This window comes from Yersinia aldovae ATCC 35236 (assembly GCF_000173735.1).
Taxonomy (GTDB): domain Bacteria; phylum Pseudomonadota; class Gammaproteobacteria; order Enterobacterales; family Enterobacteriaceae; genus Yersinia; species Yersinia aldovae.
Genome location: NZ_ACCB01000085.1, coordinates 1 through 2,252 on the forward strand (window position 1 = coordinate 1; position 2,252 = coordinate 2,252).

A 2,252-nucleotide genomic window follows, 5' to 3' on the forward strand; every position below is an offset into this window, starting at 1 on the left:
AACCATCAAAACCGATATCTACCAGCCCTTTTACCGACACATCACGTAAATCTTCGTAAATACCACCTTGGATAATGCCGAACAATGCATTTTTATTGTTCAGTTCATCAAAGCGGTCTCGGCTGCGTTTGGCCCAGCGTAATGACATTTCCATCGAACGCTTGGCATAATCCCAATCTGCTGGGTATGGCGTGCATTCGTCAAAAATCATGACGATATCAGAACCGAGATCGTACTGAATTTCCATTGATTTTTCTGGACTAAGGAAGACTTTATCGCCATTGATCGGATTTTGGAACGTCACCCCTTCTTCTTTGATTTTGCGCATTGCCCCCAGGCTGAACACCTGGAAGCCGCCGGAATCAGTCAGGATCGGGCCATGCCACTGCATGAAATCATGTAAGTCGCCGTGCAGCTTCATAATCTCCTGCCCTGGACGCAACCACAGGTGGAAGGTATTACCCAGCAAAATCTGTGCGCCAGTCTCTTTTACTTCTTCCGGTGTCATGCCTTTAACCGTGCCATAGGTACCAACCGGCATAAATGCTGGCGTTTCTACCACACCACGCTCAAAGACCAGACGACCACGACGAGCACGCCCATCCGTTGTTTGTAATTCGTACTTCACATAACCTCCAGCATTAGAGAAACAGTCTAATGTGTGATTAAAGGGAGCGCATGATAGCAACTGTCTAACCCGCTACACAAGCTAGCCAGCTTAAGTAGTGTTTGTCGTTATATGCGCTATTCTGCCATTTTGTGTCATAGTCTGGCACAAATCTGGCACACCCCACCTCAATAGGCATCCATGCCAACTCATAACTCCAAAGATACCGGCCAGTCAATGCCAGGAACGATCACCTCATATCGGATACCATCATAAGTGAGGGTGCCATCGGGTGATGGGGGGTGAGGTAATAATTTAACTTGGAAACTTACTATCTATGAAGTTATTTAATTTCCTTCCAACGAGTATGCATGGTTGTTCGATAAATCTAAATGCCATATATGCTACAAACAATGAAATACAAACCAAATAAATTACGGTTGAGAATCCTTTTTGATCATTAAATAGCGTAAATGTATCTGTATACTTGTGGAATACTTCAATTACTATTGCATGCGTTATATATAGGGAGTATGAAATATTTCCCAAGACATTAAGCACTTTGTTTTCTTTTATCTCGCTAAATGTTTCAAATACCAGCCCTGACAGAACAAGAACAGCACTCCATGCCCCCCAGAGAATCGGCCCGTGTCCATAGACTTGAACTGATAATATTCCCAGCGCCGTGATAGAGAAAACAAATGTGGATATAAGTTTTATCCAAAAAGATACACTATCAGAAACCTTCACTCCTTTTATTAGTGAATGTATTTTAAATATAACCATTCCGTATATAAAATTAAGGAACAGTGGAGATGCAAGAAATGTTAATGGAGCATGCATAACACTTCCATTTGCAAATGAATTATTGTTATATGCAAGTAAGGTTATGTTTCCAGATTGCCATTCCTGTATCCCAAAAACCAGAATCGCTATAATGACACTTGAAACAAACCATCTATGTTTGTGAGAGATAATAAATGCAAGAAGGAAAATAGCATAAAACGCTATCTCATACGTCAATGTCCATGCTGGGCCAAGTAAATTATACCCAAAGAATGGAGAACCTGCTGAATAATTAGTATTAAGTGGTATTAGAGATCTTAATAAAAACGATAATGTTGGGTCTACACTGATTACAAAAAATGTAATTATTATTGATAACGCAAGTAGAGGGTATATTCTAAAAAAGCGTCTAACCAAGTACTTAGACGCCATGCTTCTCTCTTTCCTATCTGTCGCATAACAGATAATGAAACCACTTATTATAAAAATAGGTCTACCCCAAAAGCACCTGAGTTAAAGAGAAGATCCCCCAAGTTGTCTTGAGCATACACGTTGTTTAGGTTTGCCTTAAGATGATAAAAAACCACCATAAGAGCGGCAAACCCTCTAAGATAATGAATGCTATTAACCTTTCCCTTGACCACGGAAGCCTCATAAGCAGCAAATCAATGATTCTACGACGTTTTGAGGTAGAATCAAAGATTATACTACAAGAGCCTAACATCAACATTTCCTGATATTGTCGGCTCTTCAAGAACAGATGCTATGAACCTCACTATAGTTACAGCTCCTGGTACAGGTAAAACGCATTTAGCCACGGCTTTAGGGATAACCGCTGCCACCAATGGGTTTAAAGTTC

At 40.6% G+C, this 2,252-nt stretch carries 3 protein-coding genes; 1 reads left to right on the forward strand and 2 read right to left on the reverse strand.

Going from position 1 to position 2,252, the window contains the following annotated elements:
* Positions 1 to 628, reverse strand: a 628-nt coding sequence (gene tgt, locus YALDO0001_RS19215; RefSeq protein ID WP_004705617.1) for a tRNA guanosine(34) transglycosylase Tgt, incomplete at its 3' end; no start/stop codon positions are given.
* Between the two features lie 294 nt (positions 629 to 922).
* Positions 923 to 1,882, reverse strand: a complete 960-nt coding sequence (locus YALDO0001_RS19220) for an acyltransferase family protein (RefSeq protein ID WP_157132008.1) — start codon at positions 1,880 to 1,882, stop codon at positions 923 to 925.
* Positions 1,883 to 2,158: 276 nt separating this feature from the next.
* On the opposite strand from YALDO0001_RS19220, the gene YALDO0001_RS20520 reads away from it, so the two are divergent.
* Positions 2,159 to 2,252 (forward strand): ATP-binding protein (locus YALDO0001_RS20520; RefSeq protein ID WP_282432593.1); only part of this gene is annotated, 94 nt, incomplete at its 3' end.